Annotated in this window: 24 protein-coding genes, 1 riboswitch and 1 other annotated feature; of the genes, 22 read left to right on the top strand and 2 right to left on the bottom strand. The window is 28.3% G+C overall.

Annotation, left to right across the window (positions count from 1 at the left end):
- Positions 1-101: 101 nt before the first annotated feature.
- Positions 102-779, bottom strand: coding sequence for a YjjG family noncanonical pyrimidine nucleotidase (locus LJD32_RS09720; protein WP_227392274.1), 678 nt, complete (start codon positions 777-779; stop codon positions 102-104).
- 179 nt (positions 780-958) lie between these two features.
- On the opposite strand from LJD32_RS09720, the gene LJD32_RS09715 reads away from it, so the two are divergent.
- The 13 genes from LJD32_RS09715 (at position 959) to LJD32_RS09655 (ending at position 10,694) form a co-directional block, all read left to right on the top strand.
- Positions 959-2,440 carry a DNA methylase gene (locus LJD32_RS09715; protein WP_227392273.1) on the top strand — a complete coding sequence of 494 codons (1,482 nt, stop codon included), beginning with the start codon at positions 959-961 and terminating at the stop codon, positions 2,438-2,440.
- Positions 2,440-2,847 carry a YolD-like family protein gene (locus LJD32_RS09710; protein WP_227392272.1) on the top strand — a complete coding sequence of 136 codons (408 nt, stop codon included), beginning with the start codon at positions 2,440-2,442 and terminating at the stop codon, positions 2,845-2,847. Before LJD32_RS09715 ends, LJD32_RS09710 begins: the two co-directional genes overlap by 1 nt.
- 63 nt (positions 2,848-2,910) lie before the next feature.
- On the top strand, positions 2,911-3,183 hold the full coding sequence (locus tag LJD32_RS09705; protein WP_032089768.1) for a DUF2624 family protein: 273 nt from the start codon (positions 2,911-2,913) through the stop codon (positions 3,181-3,183).
- 73 nt (positions 3,184-3,256) lie between these two features.
- Positions 3,257-3,874: a LiaF transmembrane domain-containing protein gene (locus tag LJD32_RS09700; RefSeq protein ID WP_227359184.1), complete on the top strand. Its 618-nt coding sequence runs from the start codon at positions 3,257-3,259 to the stop codon at positions 3,872-3,874.
- Between the two features lie 14 nt (positions 3,875-3,888).
- The gene (locus LJD32_RS09695) at positions 3,889-5,091 is read left to right on the top strand and encodes a class I SAM-dependent rRNA methyltransferase (protein WP_227392271.1); all 1,203 of its coding nucleotides are present in this window, start codon (positions 3,889-3,891) and stop codon (positions 5,089-5,091) included.
- A gap of 99 nt (positions 5,092-5,190) precedes the next feature.
- The gene (locus tag LJD32_RS09690; protein ID WP_022002329.1) at positions 5,191-5,439 is read left to right on the top strand and encodes a helix-turn-helix transcriptional regulator; all 249 of its coding nucleotides are present in this window, start codon (positions 5,191-5,193) and stop codon (positions 5,437-5,439) included.
- A 184-nt stretch (positions 5,440-5,623) separates the two neighbouring features.
- The gene (locus LJD32_RS09685; protein WP_227392270.1) at positions 5,624-6,982 is read left to right on the top strand and encodes an MATE family efflux transporter; all 1,359 of its coding nucleotides are present in this window, start codon (positions 5,624-5,626) and stop codon (positions 6,980-6,982) included.
- A 78-nt stretch (positions 6,983-7,060) separates the two neighbouring features.
- Positions 7,061-7,669, top strand: a complete 609-nt coding sequence (locus tag LJD32_RS09680) for a helix-turn-helix domain-containing protein (protein WP_147580590.1) — start codon at positions 7,061-7,063, stop codon at positions 7,667-7,669.
- A 44-nt stretch (positions 7,670-7,713) separates the two neighbouring features.
- Entirely contained in the window at positions 7,714-8,112 is a 399-nt protein-coding gene (locus LJD32_RS09675; RefSeq protein WP_117827202.1) for a C-GCAxxG-C-C family protein, read from the top strand.
- Positions 8,105-8,596 (top strand): HD domain-containing protein, encoded by a 492-nt coding sequence (locus tag LJD32_RS09670; protein WP_172583852.1) that lies wholly within the window; start codon positions 8,105-8,107, stop codon positions 8,594-8,596. The genes LJD32_RS09675 and LJD32_RS09670 overlap by 8 nt, the downstream gene beginning before the upstream one ends.
- A gap of 130 nt (positions 8,597-8,726) precedes the next feature.
- Entirely contained in the window at positions 8,727-9,542 is an 816-nt protein-coding gene (locus LJD32_RS09665) for a Cof-type HAD-IIB family hydrolase (protein WP_032089775.1), read from the top strand.
- Positions 9,543-9,570: 28 nt separating this feature from the next.
- Positions 9,571-10,074: a GNAT family N-acetyltransferase gene (locus LJD32_RS09660; RefSeq protein WP_118661997.1), complete on the top strand. Its 504-nt coding sequence runs from the start codon at positions 9,571-9,573 to the stop codon at positions 10,072-10,074.
- Entirely contained in the window at positions 10,071-10,694 is a 624-nt protein-coding gene (locus tag LJD32_RS09655; protein ID WP_227392269.1) for a pentapeptide repeat-containing protein, read from the top strand. Before LJD32_RS09660 ends, LJD32_RS09655 begins: the two co-directional genes overlap by 4 nt.
- Before the next feature lie 24 nt (positions 10,695-10,718).
- Here the strand turns inward: LJD32_RS09655 and LJD32_RS09650 are convergent, their stop codons facing one another.
- Positions 10,719-11,735 carry a M42 family metallopeptidase gene (locus LJD32_RS09650; RefSeq protein WP_227392268.1) on the bottom strand — a complete coding sequence of 339 codons (1,017 nt, stop codon included), beginning with the start codon at positions 11,733-11,735 and terminating at the stop codon, positions 10,719-10,721.
- A 106-nt stretch (positions 11,736-11,841) separates the two neighbouring features.
- A riboswitch (Lysine riboswitch) is annotated at positions 11,842-12,010 on the top strand.
- A 48-nt stretch (positions 12,011-12,058) separates the two neighbouring features.
- Here LJD32_RS09650 and LJD32_RS09645 point away from each other — a divergent pair.
- The 9 genes from LJD32_RS09645 to LJD32_RS09605 all read left to right on the top strand — a co-directional run bounded on the left by LJD32_RS09645 (position 12,059) and on the right by LJD32_RS09605 (position 20,621).
- Positions 12,059-13,555 (top strand): Na+/H+ antiporter NhaC family protein, encoded by a 1,497-nt coding sequence (locus tag LJD32_RS09645; protein ID WP_227392267.1) that lies wholly within the window; start codon positions 12,059-12,061, stop codon positions 13,553-13,555.
- Between the two features lie 51 nt (positions 13,556-13,606).
- The gene (locus LJD32_RS09640) at positions 13,607-14,284 is read left to right on the top strand and encodes a Pr6Pr family membrane protein (protein ID WP_147580586.1); all 678 of its coding nucleotides are present in this window, start codon (positions 13,607-13,609) and stop codon (positions 14,282-14,284) included.
- 169 nt (positions 14,285-14,453) lie between these two features.
- Positions 14,454-15,377, top strand: coding sequence for an AEC family transporter (locus LJD32_RS09635; protein ID WP_022002318.1), 924 nt, complete (start codon positions 14,454-14,456; stop codon positions 15,375-15,377).
- 9 nt (positions 15,378-15,386) lie between these two features.
- Entirely contained in the window at positions 15,387-15,785 is a 399-nt protein-coding gene (locus LJD32_RS09630; RefSeq protein WP_227392266.1) for a GNAT family N-acetyltransferase, read from the top strand.
- A 222-nt stretch (positions 15,786-16,007) separates the two neighbouring features.
- A complete protein-coding gene (locus LJD32_RS09625) occupies positions 16,008-18,080 on the top strand; it encodes a carbohydrate-binding domain-containing protein (RefSeq protein ID WP_227392265.1) in 2,073 nt (690 codons plus the stop codon).
- An 87-nt stretch (positions 18,081-18,167) separates the two neighbouring features.
- Positions 18,168-18,401: a binding site (T-box leader), on the top strand.
- A 43-nt stretch (positions 18,402-18,444) separates the two neighbouring features.
- The gene (locus LJD32_RS09620) at positions 18,445-19,311 is read left to right on the top strand and encodes a shikimate dehydrogenase (protein ID WP_032089781.1); all 867 of its coding nucleotides are present in this window, start codon (positions 18,445-18,447) and stop codon (positions 19,309-19,311) included.
- A gap of 85 nt (positions 19,312-19,396) precedes the next feature.
- A complete protein-coding gene (locus LJD32_RS09615) occupies positions 19,397-19,684 on the top strand; it encodes a putative quinol monooxygenase (RefSeq protein WP_032089782.1) in 288 nt (95 codons plus the stop codon).
- Positions 19,684-20,205 (top strand): nitroreductase family protein, encoded by a 522-nt coding sequence (locus LJD32_RS09610; RefSeq protein ID WP_227392264.1) that lies wholly within the window; start codon positions 19,684-19,686, stop codon positions 20,203-20,205. The genes LJD32_RS09615 and LJD32_RS09610 overlap by 1 nt, the downstream gene beginning before the upstream one ends.
- Before the next feature lie 2 nt (positions 20,206-20,207).
- The gene (locus tag LJD32_RS09605; protein WP_227359174.1) at positions 20,208-20,621 is read left to right on the top strand and encodes a peptide deformylase; all 414 of its coding nucleotides are present in this window, start codon (positions 20,208-20,210) and stop codon (positions 20,619-20,621) included.
- Positions 20,622-20,623 lie beyond the last annotated feature (2 nt).

Here is a 20,623-nt window from a genome sequence, read left to right as displayed (position 1 = left end):
CGGCGAAGATAGTACATTGTGCGAAAATAGCTCGTTGCCAGTTCCTTCTTTTTTTTTATGTTTTTTTATTCATCAAAAAAGGTTCTCCTGTATGAGAACCCTTATAACATATTTTCTAATTCTTTTAAATCATGGATAATATAATCAATTTTTATGGATGCTTTATCATGTTGTGGATTATACCAACATGTATCAATTTGTGCATTTATACCGCCTTGCATATCACTTGTAAGAGAATCACCGATAATAAGTGCTGTATCTTTATCAAAGTGTTCAATATGTCTAAAACAGTAATCAAAAAACTCAATTTTAGGTTTTTGGTATCCAATTTCTTCAGATATAAAAATATCTTTAAAATATTTATTTAAATCTAATAACTTTAATCGATTATATTGTGTACTAGCCACGCCATTTGTCACAACATAAAGATCATATTTTTTAGAAAGATATTCTAATATTTCAATGGCATGTTTAATCAAATACGTACCATGTCCTAAATTCCATTGATATTCATCTTCAAATGCAACACCATCTTCATTAATTCCAAGTTTCTTAAATAATTTAACAAAACGCGTATAAACTACTGTTTTTTTATCAATTAATCCTAATTCAAAATCTTTCCATAATTTTGAATTTATTTCTTCATAAATTTCAAATATTTCTGATGTTAATTCTAAATGATGATCACTAAATGTTTTATGCATAGCATAGTCTTCAGCTTTTTTAAAATCAAGTAAAGTACCATCTATATCAAATAAAAGTGTTTTATATTCTTTCATAAATTCCTCCTAGGTCTTTATTATATAGAAAAGTTTAAAAAAATAAATAAAAAAGTGTATACACCATAAATAATCAGTTAAATATTATTTATAAAATAACTTATTACTTTTTTTGAATTTTTGTTATATATTTAGATAAGATATTTTACTATATTTTTATGAAAGAAAGGAGATGCAAAATGGGCATTTTTTTAGCGATAGATCTTAAATCATTTTATGCTTCTGTCGAATGTATTGAAAAAGGTTATGATCCTTTAGATACAAATCTTGTTGTTGCTGATGCTAGCAGGACAGAAAAAACAATTTGTCTAGCTGTTTCTCCTTCTTTAAAGAAATATGGTATTTCAGGTAGAGCAAGATTATTTGAAGTAATCCAAATCATTAACAGAGAAAATAATAAAAGGTTAAAAGAAAGTCATTATTTTAATGGTGAATCATGCTTAGAAAGTGAACTACAAAAAAATAAACATTTAAAAATAGCTTATGAAATAGCCACTCCAAGAATGTCCCATTATATGAAGTGGAGCCAAGAAATATATAAAATTTATCTTAAATATGTTTCTCCTGAAGACATTCATGTTTATTCAATTGATGAAGTTTTTATGGATATAACACATTATACTCACATTTATCAAAAAACACCTAAAGAGTTAGCTTCCCAAATTTTAAGTGATATTTATGAAACAACAGGCCTTATAGCGACAGCAGGAATTGGTACGAATTTATATTTATGTAAAGTCGCAATGGATATAGTTGCTAAGCATATAAACAAAGATGATAATGGGCAACGTATTGCCTTACTTAATGAAGAAAGATATCGAAAGTATTTATGGAATCATCGTCCAATCACTGATTTTTGGCGAGTAGGGAAAGGATATGCTAAAAAATTAGAAAAAGAAGGACTTTATACAATGGGAGATATCGCAAAATGTTCACAAGGTGCAGAGAATGAATATTATAATGAAAAACTTCTTTATGATTTATTTGGTGTTAATGCTGAGTTACTTATTGACCATGCATGGGGTTATGAATCATGTACAATGAAAGATATTAAAAATTATAAACCCGAAAGAAATAGTATTGGAACAGGTCAGGTATTAAGTCGTCCTTATAATTTTGAAAAAACAAAATTGATTGTTAAAGAAATGTTAGATTTGTTAGCACTTGATTTAGTAGAAAAAGGATTAGTAACCAATCAAATTGTTTTAACGATTGGTTATGATAAAGATAATGAATATCATGGAGAAATGATGATTGATCGTTATAATCGAAAGATTCCTAAACATGCACACGGAACAATCAATTTAGAGCGTTATACTTCATCATCAAAATTGATAATTAAAGAAGTAATAAAAAAATTTGATGAAATAGTAAATAGGAATTTATTGGTTAAAAGAATTAATATTTCAGCATCCAATGTTTTATATGAAGATAAAGTAAAAGATATGATTTATCATCAACAATTGAATTTATTTACAAATCATCAAAATATAAATCAAAAATATGAAAAAGAAGCTTTAGAAAAAGAAAAGAATTTACAAAAAGCAACTCTTAAAATCAAACAAAAATATGGTAAAAATGCAATTCTTAAAGGAATGAATTTAGAAGAAGGAGCAACAACAAGAGAAAGAAATGAAATTATAGGGGGACATAAAGCGTAATGGCCACAATCAAAAATATTCATGATTATAGTGATATCATAAATCTTCCTTATAAAAAATCTAAAAAGTATAAACATATGTCTCAAAAAGATCGTGCAGCACAGTTTGCTCCTTTTGCTGCTCTTACAGGACATAAACAACTTATTCAAGAAACCCAAAGGCTAACAGAAGATAAAAAGGAGCTTGATGAAAATAAAAAAAGTATTTTAAATCAAAAATTACTTTATTTTATAGAAACTAAAGAAAAGATAAAAATTACTTACTTCAAAAAAGATCAAAAAAAATCAGGTGGAGATTATTTGACGACCATTCAAAGAATAAAAAAGATAGATTCAATTTATCAAACAATTACTCTTCAAAATGGTCAAATAATTAAAATGGAAGACATTTATGAAATCGAACAATAGGTCATATTCGTTGAATCCCTTATTTATTAGAGATATAATATTTGTAAGAAAGAAGGGGTGAATATGAAGGATATGAACGCATTAAATCATAAGTTACAAACCATGACAAGAAAGGAATTAGGGGCAATTTGTAAATCACATAATTGTAAAATCAATGATGATAATTTATCGATTGCTTTACATTTGATGAAGAATAATCCTTCATCAATCCTAATCGAAGAATATCAAATTATATTTCTTATTGAATTAAAGAAAGAAACTTCTAAAGAAATATCAGATGAATTCGAAGATATCTTAAAACATGATTTCATTCATGAAATCGAATTACTTCATTAATAGCACATAAGTGCTATTTTTGTTTAATCAAAATGTTATTTATATGCTATAATGATGAATTGAGGAGAAATTTATGAAAAAAATTGAAAATACCGTTATAGGCCTTATTTTGATCATTATTGGAGTTATTATCGGACTAAATGCTTTTCATATTACAAATATAGATTTATTCTTTGATGGATGGTGGACATTATTTATTATTGTTCCTTGTTTTTTTGGTTTATTTAAAGATCAAGATAAAACAGGAAACATCATAGGTTTGATTGTAGGTATCTATTTATTGCTTTATTGTCAAGGATTAATAAATTTTCAATTTGCATGGAAATTAGTGGTTCCTGTTATCTTTGTATTAATAGGATTGAAAATGATTTTTAAAGATACTTTTAATAAAAAGAAACCTCGTCAAAATATTTATGATAATCAGTTATATACAGGTGGAAATTATGATGTTACTTTTAATGGATTGATATTAGATTTATCAAAGGCTTATTTAAATGAGAAAACGAACATTACGATTTCAACTTTGTTTGGTGGGGTTGATTTATATTTGCCAGATGATGTAAATATTCAAATACAATCATCTAATTTTTTAGGTGGTGTCGATCTTCATAAAAGAGAAAATAAAATAGAAAATACAAAAGTTATTTATCTTAATGCACGTTGTATTTTTGGTGGTATAAATATTAAATAAAAGGAGTCAATAGAATGGAAAGAAATTATCCAGAAATTATTATTTCAGATGAAGGTGTTACTTGGCTTGATAAAGGTCAAATGTGGATGTATAAAAATAATTTAGAACAATGTGATCCTCAAATAAAAAATGGTGAACTTGTTGATATTGTTACAAATAAAGGAAGATATTTAGGAACAGGTTTTATTTCTTTAAAAAGTCATATTACGGTACGTATTTTATCTAAAGATAGAAAAGAAATAATTGATCGTGAATTTTTTAAAAAGAGAATTCAACAAGCTTATGATTTTAGAAAAACTGTTGAAGGAGATAATTTATCTAATTGTCGTTTAATTTTTGGAGAAGCTGATTTATTACCTGGACTTGTGATAGATCGTTATAATGATATTTTAGTAAGTCAAATCAGTTCTTATGGTTTAGAACAAATTAAAGATATGATTTATGAAATTGTTTTAGATGTCTTAAAAGCAGATGGAGAAGATGTTAAAGGTATTTATGAAAGAAATGATATCCAAATTAGAACTAAAGAAGGTTTAGAACAATATAAAGGCTATTATAAAAATAAAGATTTACCTACACAAACAATTATTAATGAAAATGGTTTATTATTACATGTAGATGTTGAAAATGGACAAAAAACAGGATATTTTTTAGATCAAAAATCAAATCGTTATTTACTTAGAAAAATTGCTCATGGAAAACGTGTCGTTGACTGTTTTAGTCATACAGGTGGTTTTGCCTTAAATGCTGCTATGGGAAATGCTAGTTATGTTGTTTCTGTTGATGTTTCTAAAACAGCATTAGATCAAGGATATCAAAATGCTAAACTTAATCATTTAGAAGAAAAAATTGATTTTGTACAAGCAGATGTCTTTGATTATTTAGATGAATTAAAAGAAAATGAATTTGATATAATTGTTTTAGATCCACCAGCATTTACGAAATCAAGAAGAACTGTTCAAAAAGCTTATAATGGTTATAAAAGAATCAATAAACAAGCAATGAAAGTTTTAAAAAATGGAGGATATCTTATTACATGTAGTTGTTCACGTTTTATGGAAACAGCTAATTTTGAAAAAATGTTAAGAGAAGCTGCAAGTGAAGCAGGCGTTGTTTTAAAACAAGTTTCTGTTACTCAACAAAATGCAGATCATCCTATTTTATGGACAATGGAAGAAACATCTTATTTAAAATTCTATATTTTCCAAATTATTTAAGAGTTAGATTTTTTCTGACTCTTTTCTAAATTATTTCCTTGGAAATAATTTATTGCAACAAAATAACAGAAAGAATATAATACATATTGGGTGAAAAAGATGGATAAAAGTACAAATGCGGTTGCTTATGCACCGGGATATTATATTCGAGATATACTTACAACTTTAAATATCTCTTATAACGATTTTGCACAAAAGATGGATATGAATCTAGATGAAGTGACACAACTTATTTTAGGGGAATGTGAACTTAATGAAGAAATTGCTAAAAAATTAGAAGCATTCTTTCATGTGGAGGCATCACGTTGGCTTACTTTAGAAAAGCAATATCGTATGACAAAGAAATGATTTCATTTCTTTTTTCTTTGTCAAAATATGCTTTATAAGCATAATATTATCTACAATAAAAGTATTGGAATAATAAAAATAAAGAAGATAAAATATCACTATACATTTAAGTTATAGTAGATTGCACAATTATTATTGTACATCTTGAATTAAAAGAAATAGAATAGTAAACAGGAGGGATAATATGAAGAAAAAGAAAACATTTGATATGTTAAATGGTTCTATTTGGAACAAGCTCATACTTTTTGCTTTACCATTAGCAGCAAGTAGTATTTTACAACAATTATTTAATGCAGCGGATGTTGCTGTTGTCGGAAGTTTTGCAGGAAGTGGGGCATTAGCTGCCGTTGGAGCAAATGGTCCAATCATTAATTTACTTGTTAACTCATTTGTAGGGTTATCAATAGGTGCTAATGTTGTTATTGCATCATTTATAGGACAAAATGATGAAAAGAGAACATCACTTGCAGCACATACTTCAATTTTAATGTCGGTGATTATTGGAATTGTTTTATTGTTTGTAGGATTCTTTTTCGCAAGACCTATTTTAGAGTTGATGTCAACACCCGATGATATTATTAATCTTGCAGAAGTATATTTAAAAATTTATTTTATTGGGGTTCCTTTTGTCATGCTCTATAACTTTGCTGCAGCTGTTTTAAGAAGTAAAGGAGATACTCAAAGACCACTTATTGCATTATTTATTGGTGGAGTCATTAACGTTATTTTAAATTTATTCTTTGTTGTTGTTTTACATATGTCTGTAGAAGGAGTAGCTATTGGAACTGTTGTTTCTAATATCTTTAGTTCTATGATGTTACTTTATTGGTTAATACATGAAACAGATGCTTTAAGAATTGATTTAAAAGAATTAAAAATTAATGGAAGAATTTTAAAAAGAATTGCGAAAATTGGGGTTCCAGCTGGTTTACAAGGTATGGTTTTCTCTATTTCAAATGTTTGCATTCAATCATCATTAAATGCTTTAGGATCAGATGCTATTGCAGCCAGTTCAGCAGCTTTAAACTATGAATATTTTGCTTATTATATATTAAGTTCATTTGCTCAAGCTGCGGTTACATTTATTGGACAAAATTATAGTGCTAAAAAATATGACCGTTGTAAAAAGATTACACTTCAATCTTTCTTATTAGGGGGAGCAACAACAATGGTTGCTTGTATGATATTTGTAATCTTTGATCATTTCTTTATTAGTTTCTTTACATCAGATGTTTCAGTAGCTAGTTTAGCTTATACAAGAATGAAAATTATTTTACCATTCCAATTCCTTAACATGTCAATTGAAGTTTTCTCAAGTGTAATGAGAGGTGTTGGTTATTCAAGTGTTCCAGCAGGTATTTGTGTTGCGGGAATTTGTGGAGTAAGACTTGCTTACTTATATACAATTTATCCATCAATTGCCTCATACGATCATTTATTAATCATTTATCCAATTAGTTGGTTTGTTACTGTATTAGCACTAGCACTTGTTTATTTCATTCATGTACGCCCAAAAGTTTATCATCATCAAGCAGCCAATTAAGGCTGCTTTTCTTATCTCTACGATGCGTTTGTTTACATTTTGTATGAATATACATAAAATGCAAGTGAGGTGAAAGTTATGAATCAAGAAAAAATAGGAAGTTTTATTGCTCAAAGAAGAAAAGATAAAAAGCTTACACAAGCTAAGCTTGCAAGCTATTTAGGAATTAGTGATCGGACAATTTCTAAATGGGAAAGAGGAAAGGGTCTACCAGATCCTATGTATATGTTAGAACTCTGTCAAATATTAGATATTTCAGTCAATGAGCTGTTAACGGGAGAATTTATCGAAGAAAGAAATTATCAACAAAAAGCAGAAGATAATTTATTAATGATGGCCAATCAAGAAGTAAAACAAACAAAGAAAATGTTCTTTTATGAAAATGTTATTGGCATTGGTTCAACGAGTATCTTTTTGATTTTAATTTTTATGTCTGTTTATTTTGTTGAAAACAGTGTATTAAAAGTCATCTTGTTTATCTTAAGCTTTATCTTTTTGATTATTGGTGTATCAATTGCTTTAAAAATAGAAACAGAAGAAGGCTATTATGAATGTCAAAAGTGTCATCATAAATATATTCCAAGCTATCAACAAGTTTATTTTGCAATGCATTATGGAAGAACAAGATATATGAAATGTCCACATTGTCAAAAAAGAAGTTGGCAAAAAAAGATTTATTCAAAATAAAAATTCGTTATAATAAAGATATAAAAAGAAAAGGAATTTGAAAGATGAATAAACATATAGAAAAAGCAAAAGAATTAAGAAATGCTACACCCATGGTTCATAATTGTGCACAAACAATTATGGAAGTTTATGCCGATGATTTAGGAATCAATAAAGAACTTGCTAATCATTTGGGATGTAACTTTGGTGGTGGTATGAAATGTGGGAGCGTCTGTGGTGCTATTACCAGTGGTTTAATGATTTTAGGAGCAAAAGGAATTGATTCACCAGCAAAAGTGAACCAATTTATCAAAACAATTTCTAATAATCATCATGGACTTATTAATTGTGCAGATTTACTTAAAGAAAATGCAAAGAATGGTGGACAAAAGAAACCTCATTGTGATGGGATGATTCAAGAAGTAATCGAACTTATTGATCAAATGGAGAAAGAAAATGATTGAAGAAATTGAACAAGGCATGATTTTATATACTCAAGGAAATAAAATCAAACATGATGTTGCCCATTTTTTAAAAGTGCATCAATATGCACGTATTATTGGAAAATTAGAGCATTTAGAAAAAAGAGAACAAGAAATACTCGAAGTAGCTGCTATTGTTCATGATATAGCTTGTCCAATGTGTCGTGAAAAATATGGAAATTCTGCAGGATATTTACAAGAACAAGAAGGACCAGTTTTAGTAAAAGATTTCTTAAAAAATTATTCTTTAGATGAAGCTTTTATTGAACGTGTGGCTTATTTAGTAGGACATCATCATACGTATAAAGATGTAGATGGTTTAGATTATCAAATTTTATTAGAAGCTGACTTTTTAGTAAATGGTGATGAATCGAATTTAACTAAAGAAGCTATCGAAAAAATGAAAAAGAATGTTTTTAAAACAAAAACAGGAATAGAACTATTAAATCATATTTTTGAATTATAAAATATGTTATAATGAAAGTCCTTGGCAGGGGCGTGAAAAAGCAATGTGAAAACATTGTTTTTTCTTTTTAAGAAATAATTTTGTTTTTTATAAAGGCTTTGTTATAATAGTCGCAAAGGTAGGTAGAAAAATGTATAAATTAATAGCATTAGATTTAGATGGAACATTAACAGATAAAAATAAAAATATTTTAGAAGAAACAAAGCAAGAACTTATTAAATTAGCACAAAAAGGTGTTATTATTGTTTTAGCTTCTGGAAGACCAACAGCTGGTATCTTTAAAGAAGCAAAAGAATTAACTTTAGATCAAGTAGGAGGATATTTATTATCTTTCAATGGAGCAAGAGTTTTAGATTATAAAACAAATGAAGTTGTTTATGAACAAACATTATCAAGTAAAGTTGCTCATGAAATGTATGATCGTGCCAAAGTATTTGGTTTATCACCACTTACATATAACGCTACTGAAATCATTACAGAAGATATTGGAGATCATTGGATTCAATTAGAAAGTTTCACAACAAAAATGAATATTAAACATGTTCAAGATTTTAAAAAAGAAGTGAACTTTGATGTCAATAAAGTATTGATTACTGGAGAACCTGCATATGTGGCTCAAATTTTAGATGAATTCAAAGCTCCATATGAAGGAAAGATGTCTATTTATAGAAGTGATCCTTATTTTATTGAATGTATGGCAAATGGAATTGATAAAGCTGCTTCTTTAGATGTTTTATGTAAGAAATTAGGAATTAAACAAGAAGAAACAATTGCTTTTGGTGATGGTTATAATGATTTATCATTAATTGAATATTGCGGATATGGTGTTGCTATGGAAAATGCTGTAGATGAAGTAAAAGAAAGAGCAAACTACATTACTTTATCTAACAACGATAATGGAATTGCTTATTGTTTAAAACAATTAGAAGAAAAAGGACTTATTTAAACTCTTAAGAAATTAAGAGTTTTTTAAAATGATAAAAAAACAAATCGCTTTTCATAGCACAGAAATAGAAGAAGTGTATACCCTTTATCAACAAGCATTTCCAAAAAATGAACAAATGGATTTAACTCGATTATTTGATGAATTACATTTAGGCGCTATTTATGGTTATTATCAAGAAAATCAACTTGTAGGTTTTGCTATTTTATGTATTCAAAGTCAAATAGCGCATATTTTATATCTTGCTGTAAAAAAAGAATATCGTGATCAAGGTATAGGAAGCTATATTCTTAATGATCTAGCAAAACAATATGATTCTAAAAAGATTATTGTAGATATTGAAAAAATTAAAGATACTTCTAATAAAGAACAAAGAATAAAAAGAAAACAATTTTATTTAAAAAATGATTTTAAAGAAACAGATGTCTTTTATGCTTGGCAAGGAGAAGATTATGTTATTTTAAGTAGAAATGGAATTGTTCAAAAAAAAGAATTTTGGAATTTTTGGGATTCCTTAAAGAAGGAGAAAAAATGAAGTTAGTTGCACCTAAACTATCCTATATAGAAAAAACAAGTTTTGAAGAATGTTTAAAAAAAATGAAATTTCAAGATGTTCATATTGATCAAAATATTCAACAAAGAACAATTATTCAAGATTTAACTTTTGATGGTTGTCTTTTTGAAAATATTGATTTTACTAAAGTTTCATTAAAGCATCTTGATTTAATAGATGTTACTTTTGATAAATGTGATCTATCAAATCAAAATTTTGATCATCAATATTTAAATCGTGTACAATTTAAAAACTGTAAATTAACAGGAATTTCTTTTATTGAAACAAATTTAAAAGATGTTTTATTTGATCATTGTCAGGGACGTTATAGTAATTTATCATCAAGTCAATTGTTCAATGTTATGTTTGATCATTGTGATTTACAAGAAGCATCATTTTATGATGCAAACTTTAAAAAAATACAATTTAATGAAACAAATTTAATACAAAGTGAACTTGCTTCATTACATCATAAAGGATTAGATTTATCTACATGTCAAATACAAGGGGCAATGTTTGATCTGGCAAGTTTAAAAGGATTGATTATTAATGATTTTCAAGCTGTAGATTTAATAGGGATCCTTGGTGTTAAAGTAAAATAAAAATGTTGTCATTTGGCAACATTTTTATGCTATATAAGCAAGTAATAATTTTAAAGTATTTTCTACAGCTTGAAGATGTGTTCTTTCCATACCATGACTAGCTGCTACACCTGGGCCAATTAAAGCGCCTTTAATATTTTGACCACCACGTAAAGCAGCTGAAACATCACTGCTGTAATAAGGATAAATATCAATAGCGTATTGTAACTGATGCGTACTTGCAAGTTCAATGAGTTTAGAAGTTAAATCATAATCATAAGGTCCACTACCATCTTTAGCACAAATACTGACATCATATTCACTACAAGCTAAATCTTCACCAATACATCCCATATCTACAGCAATCAATTCATCAATATTAGGATGAATATAACTACTTCCGTGTCCTACTTCTTCATAAGTAGAAATAATAACAATGAGATTATGTCTGGGTTTAATATGATTATTTGCTAAATGCTTAAGTATTCCAAATAAAATAGCGACAGACATTTTATCATCTAAAAAACGTGATTTAATAAAACCAGATGCTGTAATTTCAGTTTTAGGATCATAAGCAATATAATCACCATTTTGAATACCTAAAGCTTGTACATCTTCTTTATTTTTAACTACTTCATCAATTCTTACATGCATATTTTCACAATCTCTCGGTGCACTTTTAGCATCTTTATAAACATGAACAGCAGGATAATTAGAAAGAATTGTTCCTGTATAACATTTACCACTTCTTGTATGAATACGACAATATTCACCATCCAATGTAGGAATAATTGGACCACCAACATTTGTAAAAGCTAATGTGCCATCACTTTTAATACTTCTAACCATTAATCCTAAAGTATCCACATGACCACAAAATCCTACTGTATAATCATCTTGACCTTCAACATAAATTTCTAGATTTCCTTTATTTGTTTGATGCGTATGAAATCCTAAATTCTCAGCTTCTTTTTGACAATGGTGAATGACTTCTTTGGTATATCCAGAAGGACTATCAATTGCCATGATTTCTTTTAAAAAGTTTATGATATAATCATTCATTTTACTACCTCCTAAAGGTATTATATCATAATAAATTGTACTTGATTTCATACAATTTGATTGACAAGTATGTTGGACTTTGTTATTCTTGAAAAGACAAAATAGAAGAATTGGTAGAGGTGCATGAATCAAGAGTAATTGTTGATAATGTTTGGTGACAGTCAACAATGAAAGGGAAACGTGCCGAAGAAAATAACAGCACCAAATGTTATTTATCTGGGAAATTATAAAATATATAATTTCTTGTCACTTTTTAGTGGAGAGCTATCTTGTATGTAAAGTACTTTGATATTCTCAAGGTACTTTTTTTATGGAGGAAAAGAATGAATTATGTAAAGACAATATGGGCTTTATTACCGCCTGTAATCGCAATTATTTTTGCTTTAAAAACAAAAGAAGTTTATATTTCATTACTCATTGGAATTGTTTCAGGAACTTTATTACTAACAAATTTTCATCTTGTTGAAAGTTTAAATTTATTGTTTGATACAGTTGTTAATTGTTTAAGTAAACCTTCTAATATTGGAATTTTAATATTTTTAGTAATGTTAGGAATTATTGTGACTTTAATGACTAAAAGTGGAGGAAGTCAAGCTTATGGAAAATGGGCTAAAAAGAAGATGAAATCTTCTAAACAATCTTTGTTTTCTACTTTTATTTTAGGCGTTGTTATCTTTGTTGATGATTACTTTAACTGTTTAACAGTTGGAAGTGTTATGCGTGAAATCACAGATGAATTTAAAGTTTCAAGAGCAATGCTTGCCTATATTATTGATAGTACAGCAGCACCTGTTTGTATTATTGCACCTATTTCATCATGGGCTGCAGCTGTAAGTGGTTATACCTCAGGGGATGGTTTTCAATTGTTTTTAAATACAATTCCTTTTAATCTTTATGCTCTTTTAACAATTGTCATGGTTTGTTATGTTATTGGCAGTGAGTTTCATCTTGGAAAGATGAAAAAACATGAATTAGCTGCTCAAAATGGCGATGTTTGTTTTGGGGATGATTCTTATCAGACAAATGAAGAAATTTCTTATAATCAAAAGGGGAAAGTTCTAGATTTGATTTTACCTGTTATTGTTTTAATTATGAGTTGTATTATTGGGATGATTTATACTGGAGGATTCTTTGATGGAAAAGATTTAATTACTGCTTTTAGTCAATGTGATGCTTCGAGAGGGCTTGTTTATGGTACATTTGTTACTTTGATCTTTGTCTTTATTTTATATATTCCAAGAAAAATTATTTCTTATAATGAATTTGTAGAATGTATTCCTGAAGGTTTTAAAGCAATGGTTCCGTCTATTTTGATTTTGGTTCTTGCATGGTCTTTAGGAGATTTAGTTTCTAATCAGTTACAAGCAGGGGCATTTGTTTATAATACGTTACAATCTGCTTCTATTTCAACAGCTATTTTACCAGCATGTTTATTTATTGTTGGGGCAGGTCTTTCTTTTTCAACAGGGACATCTTGGGGAACTTTTGGTATTTTGATTCCGATGGCAACTTCTTTATTTCCAAAAGGATCAACAATGTTGGTGATTTCCATTGCTTCCATTCTTGCAGGTGCCGTTTGTGGTGATCATATTTCACCTATTTCAGATACGACAATTATGGCTTCTACAGGGGCGCAATGTAATCATCTTTATCATGTAACCACTCAAATTCCATATGCCTTAGTTGTCGCAAGTGCTTGTTTTATAGGATATCTTGTTGCTGGATTTACACAAAATGTATTATTAACATTATTTGTTGCTTTTGTTTCATTAAGTATCATTATTTTTGTAATTCGTCTTTATCAAAAAAAGAGTTCATAAAAACATTTGAACCTCAAAGTATATTGTGGTATAGTGTTGCGGGTGATAAAAATGAAAAAGAGTAAGATATCTTTAATAATGAAAATCATTGCAGTAGTCGCATCTCTTTATGGAATGTTACAATCATTAGATCATTGGATGTTTTTTACGTATTTTACGAATTTATCCAATATCTTTATAGATATTGTGTTAGTGATTTTCATTATTTATGATCTAAAAAAAGCAAAATATATACCACAAGGGATGTACCTTATTAAATTTATGGCAACGATTTCCATTACATTAACGTTCTTTGTTTATATGTTGTTACTTGCACCAACGAATAGTCAGGGATTTATTGGTGCCTATTTAAATAATGGAGCAGGAAGTTTATGTGTACATTTCATTACACCAGTTCTTGCTATTATTGATTTTCTATTATTTAGTGAACACTATAGACCAGATGAAAAACATGTTTATTATTCAGTAGTACCACCACTTGTTTATGTAGGTTATGTGATTGTTTTAGGAAATGTTTTTCATATAAGATGGTACAAGGATATGTTGGCTCCTTATAATTTTTTAAATTATGGTGCACCAACAGGATGGTTTGGATTTGATTTATCTTTATTAGGTTCAAAAACATTAGGTATTGGAACTTTCTATATGATTGTTGTTTTATTAATTATTTTTATTGGTTTAGGTACTTTATTTTTAAAATTAAAGAGAACAAAGAAAGATTTATATTAATCTTTGTTAGATTAATTAAAAGATTGTAATAATTCGGGATTACCCCTTTTATTACAATTTTTTTGTTATGATACACAGGCAAAAATGATAATATTTTAGTTTTTTGAAAAAAACAAAAGAAAAAATTGAATTGTGATAAGATAGTAAGGATTTATAGAGGGGGAAATTTATGGATATCATGGTTGTCTTTCAAACAATGTTAAAATTGTTTTTATTACTTATTTTAGGATTTGTTTTATTTAAATGCCATATTTTTGATGAATATACAAATAAAAAAATATCAGCTTTAATTGTCAATGTTGCTTCACCAATGTTGATTATTAGTTCTATTGCGGGGGTTGAAGGAAGTAATAAAAGTATTGTCTTTTTAATGATAGGTGCAGGTATTTTAATGTATATCGGTTTTATTATTTTAGGGAAAATCATTAATCGAATCTTTCCATTTCCTAAAAAAGATTGGCCTGTTTATGAATGTATGGTCGTTTTTGCGAATACAGGATTTATGGGATATCCTGTTTTATTAGATGTTTTTGGACAAGAAGCTGTTTTCTATGCATCACTTATTCATATGGCTTTTAACTTTTTTGTGTATACATACGCTATTATGTGTCTAACAAAAGGAGACGATAGTGAATTTAAATTAAATTTTAAACAATTATTAACACCAGGAATTATTTTGATTTTTGTAGGAATATTTATTTACTTATTCGATATTCAACTTCCTAGTGTACTTATGGATACGATTAATAGTGTTGGTTCACTTACAGCTCCACTTTCAATGATGATGATTGGTTCATCATTAGCTGTTTATCCTATTAAAGATAGTTTTACAGATTGGCGTAGTTATGTCTTTGCTTTTGTTCGTTTAATGATTGTTCCTTTTGTAACAATGATCATGTGTCGTTTATTACACATTGATGCTTATTACGCTAATATTACAATTATTACAAATGCGATGCCAGTAGGATCAATGGTTTTAATGCTGGCAACACAATATAATGCAAATGTAAAAATCGTTACAAGAAATATTGTTGTTTCAACTTTATTATCAGTGATTACAATTCCAATTGTTGTCGCAACAATGTTATTATAGGAGAAAAATATGAATTATAAAATTTATGATCAATTGCCTCAAGAAGCAAAAGAAATTAGAATTAAAGTTTTTATGGAAGAACAAGGATTTAAAGATGAATTTGATGATTTAGATGATCTTTGTCAACATCTTGTTGTTTTTGGAAATAATCAACCGATAGGAACATGTCGTTTTTATTATGATGAATCTTTAAAGTCAAATGTGCTTGGAAGAATTGCAGTTATTAAAGAATATCGAGGAAAAAAAGTAGGACAATATATTGTTAAAACTGCCTGTTCTTTAATTCAAGGAAATGTTTGTTTACATGCGCAATTACAAGCTAAACCTTTTTATGAAAAATTAGGCTTTAAAGCTTATGGTGAAATAGATTATGATGAATATTGTCCCCATACATGGATGAAAAAATAAAAGAGACATCAACTTTAAGATTATATTCTTAAGTTGATGTTTTTTATTTTGCATATAATTTTTGTGTGTGAAATTGACAAATAAGAGGGAAAGAAGTATATTATAGATAGATGAGACATACAGTCTCAAAAAATGGTGCTTGTACAATTTAAAGTAACGATTATTTATTAGTTTTATATGAGAGTTGCGGTATCAAAATTTAATGGTGAAGGAGGAAAAAATATGAATAAGAAACTCATTACAATGCTTGTAACATTTTGCTTTATGCTACTATTAGCGCCAGTTTCAGTAATGGCGGCAACACCAACGAATGCACCAATCGTCATTGATGTAGGAGGAGCAAATGTTGAAAATGAAAACTATAAAATTACAGATACAGGCATTAATATTCGTAAAAGAGATGTTAATTATGAATTGACAGGTACGACTGATAAACAAATTAATTTTTGGGGAAGTAATAATTCTAATGAAGTTGATCAAGCTTTTTATTTAAAACTTAATAATTTAGTATGTAATGGGGGCTTTATAGTACAAAATAGCCCTGTGAAGATGGTAGTTGAAGTGCCTAAAGATACAAATAATAAACTAAAAAGAATTTCAGCTAATGATTTAACTATATATGGATCAGGAGTATTGAATACAGAAGGTTTTACTGTAACACAAAAAACATCTTATATGGATAGTGCACTTCATGTTACGGATACAACAATCAATGTAAATGTGGCACGAAATTCGGCTGAATGGAATGGAAAATGTGTGATATCAGGAAATGCGGTTCTTACATATACAGGAAATGGAACATACGCGCCTTTACAATTGGGAGTTAAGAGTCGTGATACTACTCATTCGGTTTTATTAGAAGATAACGCGAAACTTATTTGTTTACAAGATGACCCTGAAACGCCATCGGAATATTCTGTTTCAGGACTAGAATCATTTGGTGCATCTATAACTTTAAAAGATAATAGTTATTTAGAAGCGGAAGCAAAATCAACAACAGGAAAATATGCAGGTTTTGGAATTATTTCTCTTTCTCCTATGAAAGTGCTTGGGAATTCTAAAGTGGTGGCTAGAGGCTATGATGCTGCTTTAAGCGTAGATAATAATTTAGAAATTAATGGTGGAACTATTAAGGCAATAAGTAAAGAAAGCAACGGTATTTATGCGAATAATTTAAAAATTGAAAATGCACAAATTGAAGCTGAAGGATACTATCCTGCTTTATTTGGAAATGCTGCTTTATCTATTTCAAATAGTACCATTAATGCAACTAGTACAGGTGATATCGCAATCTTTACAAGAGGTAATCTTTCTATAGAAAACAGTAAAGTAGATGCTAATGCTCCACAAGATACAGAAGGAATAAAAGCTAGACAAACAACAACAATTAATCAATCTTGGATAACAACAACAGGAAATGAATCTTATGATTCTATTAATGATAGTGTTCTTTTCAATGGTAATAATGGTAAAGTTATTGGTAATGCCACTGTAATCGATGAAGAAACGGTTTCATCTGAAAAAACTTTAATAATACCAGAAGGAACAACATTAACAATTCCTGATAAAGCTAAATTTACGAACAATGGTACGGTTGTTGTAAATGGCACAATTATAAATAATGGACAAATTATATGTACAAATCATTCAGGTGGAAAAGCTACTTGCATACAAAAAGCTGTTTGTGAACTTTGTAATCAAGAATATGGTGATTTATTAGAACATAATTATTCTACAAAATGGATGAATAATGAAGAAATTCATTGGCAAGAATGTACAGTATGTCATAATCATAAAGATGAATCGAAACATATATTTGATGATGATAAAGATACTGTTTGTAATGTTTGTGGATATGAAAGAATGGTAAATATTAAAACGCCTAAAATTATAAAAGGTCAAAATAGTAAATGGAAAAAAGATAGCAAAATAGATTTAGTATTTGTTTCAGATGCAGATTATTCTGATTTTGTAAGTGTATCTATTGATGGTAAGATAATTGATTCAAAGAATTATTCATCTAAAGAAGGAAGCACGATTATCACATTAAAAAGTGATTATTTAAATACTTTATCAGTTGGAAAACATACAATAAGTATTAATTCAACAACAGGAAGTGCATCTACTGAATTTATTATTGAATCAAATGTGGTGGAAACACCTGTAAAAGCAGAAAACAAACAAGATGTTAAAAAAGTAAAAACAGGTGATGATGAAAATATTATAGGTATTGCTTTATTATTGGTAGGAAGTTTAGTTGTTTTAACTTATATTAGAAAAAAGAAAATAGATTAAAATAAATATCGTCCCATGAGGGGGCGATATTTTGCAATATGCTTATAAAAATCTTTGACAAATAAATGACGAAGTGGTTTAATACAAATAAATACAGTGAAAAGAAGTAGTAGATGATTAAAACATAAGTAGAGAGCTTTTGGTTGGTGAAAAAAAGTTATGTTTGATGATTGAATTCCTCTTGGAGTAGAGTATTGAAGTTAGTAAATATCTCCGGTAACACCCGTTAACGTGTATGAGTATGTAGGTACTTAGTAAGGTTATTATTGTGAAATAATAACGAAGTAAGGTGGTAACGCGATGGTCTCTTTCGTCCTTATGGGATGAAGAGACTTTTTTATTAGTATATATGGGGGAAATAAAAATGGAAAAAAGAATTACAGGACATACAGAATTATTGGGACTTATTGCTACACCAATTAGACATTCTAAATCACCAGTGATGCACAATGCTGCATGTCGTGCTTTAGGCTTAGATTATGCATATTTAGCTTTTGATATTCAACCAGATCAATTAGAAGATGCAGTAAAAGGTTTCAAAGCTTTAAATGTAAGAGGATGGAATGTTTCAATGCCTTATAAAACAACAATTGGTCAATATTTAGATCATATTACACCAATTGCTAAAATGTGTGGCGCTATTAATACTGTTATTAATGATCATGGTGTTTTAACTGGAACTATTACAGATGGAACAGGTTATATGACAGCTTTAAAAGATCAAGGAATTGATATTATTGGTAAAAAGATGACAATTGTTGGTGCAGGTGGAGCAGCTACTGCAATCGTCATGCAAGCTGCATTAGATGGTGTTAAAGAAATCAGTATTTTCAATATTAAAGATGCTTCATGGGATCGTGCTTTAGAAAATGTAGAAAAAATCAATTCACAAACTCAATGTAAAGCACAATTATTTGATTTAAATGATCATGAAACATTAAGAAAAGAAATCAATGAGTCAATTATTTTTACAAATGCAACAAATGTAGGTATGGGTAAATTAGAAGGAAAAATGGTTTTACCAGATACTTCTTATTTAAGAAAAGATTTAATTGTTTCAGATGTTATTTATATGCCAGAAAAAACAAAATTATTAGAAGAAGCTGAAAAAATAGGATGTAAAACAATTAATGGTCTAGGAATGATGCTTTATCAAGGAGCTGCTTCATTTAAATTATGGACAGATCAAGATATGCCAATTGATGTTGTAAAAGAAGCTTTAGACTTTTAAAATGTTATGCAGTGCATAGCATTTTTTATTTGACAAATAGAATATTTTATTATACTGTTGATATATCAACTAATGGAGGTATACTATGATTAAAATTGTTGCGGAAAATTATATTAAAGAAGAATATCAAGAAGAATTTTTAAAACTTACAAAAGAACTTATTATTTTAAGTAGAGAAGAAAAAGGAAATATCTCTTATCATCTTTATCAAGATATTAATGATGATAGTCATTTTACTTTTATTGAAGAATGGCAAAATCAAGAAGCAATTGATGAACATAATCAAACAAAACACTTTACAACAATTGTTCCTCAAATCAAAAGCTTTGCTTCAAAACCTTCAAGAGCAATTAAATATAAAGAGGTGCAATAATGAATACATTAGAAACAATTTTTACAAGAAAAAGTGTTCGACAATTTAAAAATCAAAAAGTAGATGAAAAAGACATCAAAACAGTCTTAAAAGCAGGAATGTCAGGACCAACATGTGTTAATTCAAAAGATTGGTCATTTATCGTTGTTGACGATCCAGAAGTTCTTCATAAAATGTATCAAGCAAATGGTGTACCAGCGAAACCATTACTTGAATGTGCTTTTGCTATTTTAATTTGTGGAGATTACTCAAAAGCATTTAAATTCTCTAAAGATTATTTTGCTGTAGATGGTTCTATTGCTGGACAAAATATGATTTTAGCAGCTTGGTCTTTAGGTATTGGAAGTGTTTGGCTTGGTACATGGCCACAAATGGATCGTGTTTTTGCCCAAAGTAAATTGTTTGATTTACCCAATGATCAAATTCCTCATTCAATTATTGCTTTTGGTTATCCTCTAGATGAAATTAAAGAGAAAGAAGAATATTATGATGAAGCTGTTGTTCATTATAATAAGTGGTAAAAATGGTTAAAGAAATTATTAAAGATGAATTCTTTTTAAAACAAAAATCAAAGTCATGTACAAAAGAGGATTTATATATCGCCAATGAATTATTAGAAACAATTCAAGCTTACAAAGAACAATGTGTTGGTATGGCAGCGAATATGATTGGATATTTAAAAACAATGATGGTTGTTTTAGATGAAAATAAATATCTTATTTTAATTAATCCTGTTATTTTAAAAACAAGTGGAAAAACGTATCAAATAGAAGAAGGTTGTCTATCATTACAAGGTGTAAGAAAGACACAAAGATATGAAAGTATCAAAGTAAGTTATTTAGATCAAGATTTTAAAAAGAAAATTAAAACGTTTAAAGGGTATACAGCTCAAATCATTCAACATGAACTTGATCATTTTGAAGGAAAAATCATATAAAA

This window comes from Faecalibacillus sp. TM498 (assembly GCF_020589955.1).
GTDB lineage: Bacteria > Bacillota_I > Bacilli_A > Erysipelotrichales > Coprobacillaceae > Faecalibacillus > Faecalibacillus intestinalis.
This window is presented reverse-complemented; position numbering and strand designations above follow the sequence as displayed.